This window comes from Cellulomonas sp. P4_B5_2 (genome assembly GCF_056402235.1).
The window spans coordinates 1-3,199 of sequence record NZ_JBFUHU010000377.1; the positions used below are offsets into that span (position 1 = coordinate 1).

General features: G+C 70.9%; 2 protein-coding genes. Both read left to right on the forward strand.

What is annotated here, in order from left to right:
• Positions 1 to 1,423, forward strand: a 1,423-nt coding sequence (locus AC1DUQ_RS19735; protein WP_477074417.1) for a glycoside hydrolase family 3 protein, incomplete at its 5' end; no start/stop codon positions are given.
• Between the two features lie 116 nt (positions 1,424 to 1,539).
• The coding region (locus AC1DUQ_RS19740) for an ABC transporter substrate-binding protein (protein WP_477074418.1) at positions 1,540 to 3,199 on the forward strand (1,660 nt) is incomplete at its 3' end.

Below are 3,199 nucleotides of genomic sequence, written 5' to 3' on the forward strand. Positions count from 1 at the left end.
GTCCGGACCACCTGTCGACCCCCGAGGCGGTCCGGACCACCTGTCGACCCCCGAGGCGGCGATCCGCGAGGCCTTCGGCGAGGTCGAGGTCGACGTGCACCCCGGGGCCGTCTCCCGCCTGCTGCCTCCGTCGCTCGACCTGGCCGGCCGGTGCACCACGCCCGAGGGCCACGTCGGCGCGCTCGGCGAGCTGCTCGACGCCGACGGTGCGGTCCTGGCCGCCGCCGACGTGACCGACTGGAACGGCTGGCTCCGCGAGGTGCCCGGACCCGCGGTCGCGCTGCGCATCCGCACCACCGTCCGGCTCGACGAGCCCGGCCGGCACGAGGTCGGCGTCGGCACCGTGGGCAGGCACCGGATCACGGTCGGCGGTCAGGTCCTCTCCACGAGCGACCACGTGGTCGGCGCGGAGGTCATCCTCGACTCCAGCGTCAACCAGCCCGTGCCCGCGACGCTGGTCATCGACGTGACCGAGCCGACGACCGTCGAGGTCGACGCGCTCGTGCAGGCCGTGCACCCGGTGGGGTACGCGAGCTTCGCCCGCGCCGAGCTGGTGCACCGCGTCCCCGGCACGTCCCCGGACGAGCTCCTCGCGGTCGCCGTGGAGGCCGCCGCCGCAGCCGATCTCGCGATCGTCGTCGTCGGGACCAACGAGGAGATCGAGTCCGAGGGGTACGACCGGACGTCGCTCGCGCTCCCCGGCACGCAGGACCAGCTGGTCAAGGCGGCGCTGGCCGCCAACCCGCGCACGATCGTCGTCGTCAACGCCGGTGCGCCTGTGCTGCTGCCGTGGCTCGACGAGGTGCCGTGCGTCCTGTGGGCGTGGCTCGGCGGCCAGGAGTGGCCCGAGGCGCTCGCGGACGTGCTCACCGGCGTCACCGAGCCGACCGGTCGCCTGCCCTGGACGCTCCCCGCCCACGAGTCCGACGTGCCCGTGCCGGACGCGATCCCCGTCGACGGCGTCATCGAGTACCACGAGGGCGTCCACGTGGGGTACCGCTCGTGGCTCAAGCTCGGTCGCACCCCCGCGGCACCCTTCGGTCACGGCCTCGGCTGGACCACGTGGGAGTACGTGGGCGTCGTCGCGCAACCCGTCGAGGCCGACGGGTCGGTCGTCCTGGACGTCACCGTCCGCAACACCGGCGCCCGCGACGGGCGCGAGGTGGTCCAGGTCTACGTCGAGCCGCCCAGCACGGGAGATCGTCCCGTGCGCTGGCTCGGCGGGTTCAGCGTCGTGCTCGCCGCCGCAGGCGAGCACGCGGTCGTCCGGGTCCGGGTGGACGCGAAGGCGTTCCGGACCTGGGACTCGGCACAGCCCGGTTGGGTCACCCCGGCCGGTACCTATCCGATCCGCGTCGGCCGCTCCTCGAGCGACCTGCGCCTCACGGTCGACGTGGCCCTCCCCAGTCCCGCGCCGGCGTAGCGACACCAAGCAGCCCGACCAAGCAGCCCGACCAGCACAGCTCCGGTCCGACGAGATCCGCAGTCCCGTCGGGCCGGTTACGACCAGCAGTTCCACCCCAGTGCAAGGAGGCACTCGTGAGAATCCGCAAGCTCTCGACGGTGATCGCTACGGCGGCCACCCTCGCGCTGCTCGCCACCGCCTGCTCCGGCAGCGGCGGCAGCGGCGACGACAGCACCGCAGGCGCCGACGGCGTCTCGGACAAGGTCTTGACGATCGGCATGCCGAACGGCCCGCAGCAGCCCAACCAGAACCCGCTCGCGACCGGCTCCGCGTCGCTCTCGCTCGGGTACGCGTTCGCGGTCTACGAGTCGCTCATGCAGGTCAACGAGCTCAAGCCGACGGACCCCCCGACGCCGTGGCTCGCCGAGTCGGTCGAGTGGAACCCGGACTCGACACAGGCCGTCATCACGGCCCGCGAGGGCGTGAAGTGGTCCGACGGCACGGACTTCACCGCCGAGGACATCGCGTTCTCCATCCAGCTCCGCAAGGACACCAAGGAGCTGAACACCGACTTCCCCGACCAGTACGGCGACATCACCGTCGACGGCAACAAGGTGACGGTGAACTTCCTGTCCGGCCAGTACGTCAACCAGGTCAAGCTGCTCAAGCTCCTCATCGTGCCCAAGCACCTGTGGGAGGGCGAGGACCCGGTCGCCTGGACCGACGACGAGATGATCGGCACGGGCCCGTTCAAGCTCAAGTCGTTCACCCCGCAGGCCGTCACCCTGGAGCCGAACACCGACTACTGGGGCGAGACCCCGAAGGTCGGCACCCTGCGGTACGACACGTTCAACGACAACGCGGGCCTGACCACGGCCCTCACCACCGGTGAGGCGCAGTGGGGCTGGACGTTCATCCCGGACTTCGAGAACACGTTCATCGCGCAGGACCCCGACCACTTCCACCAGGTGGCGGGCGGCGGCTTCGGCGTCGACGTGCTCTACCTGAACAACGAGACGAAGCCGTTCAACGACGTGGCGTTCCGCAAGGCGCTGAACATGGTCGTGGACCGCGCGGACATCTCGGCGACCGCCGGGTACGGCGTGTGGCCGCAGATCACGAGCGTGACCGGCCTGCCGCAGCCCTCGGGCGACGCGTTCATCTCGGACGCGTACGCGGACCAGGAGCTCTCGGTCGACGTCGACGGTGCCAAGGACGTCCTCACGGAGGCCGGCTACACCTGGGACGGCTCGGGTGCCCTCGTGGACCCCGACGGCGAGAAGGTCGCCTTCACGCTGCAGAACCCGACCGGCTGGACCGACTACCTCGACGCCCTGGGGATCATCTCCGAGGGTGCCAAGGCGCTCGGTGTGGAGGCGCCCGTCGAGGGCGTCGTCCAGGACACCTGGTTCAACGACATCATCCCGCTCGGCAACTTCCAGGCCTCGCTGCACTGGACCGACGGCGGCAGCACGCCGTGGAACATGTACGCCAACATCATGGACGGCGCGTCCTACGTGCCGCTCGGTGAGTCGGCGACCTGGAACTTCGGCCGCTACCAGAACGAGGAGGTCACCCAGGCCCTCTCCGACTTCAAGGCGGGCACCTCGGACAACGACCGCGCGGCTGCCCTGGACGTCGTCCAGAAGCACTTCGTGGAGGACGTCCCCGGTCTCGTGATCTGGTCGCGTCCGGCCGTCGCGCAGTACTCGACGGTCAACTACACGGGCTTCCCCACCGACGAGGACCCGTACGCGAACCCGCAGCCGACGGGCCCGCAGGCAGCGCTCATCC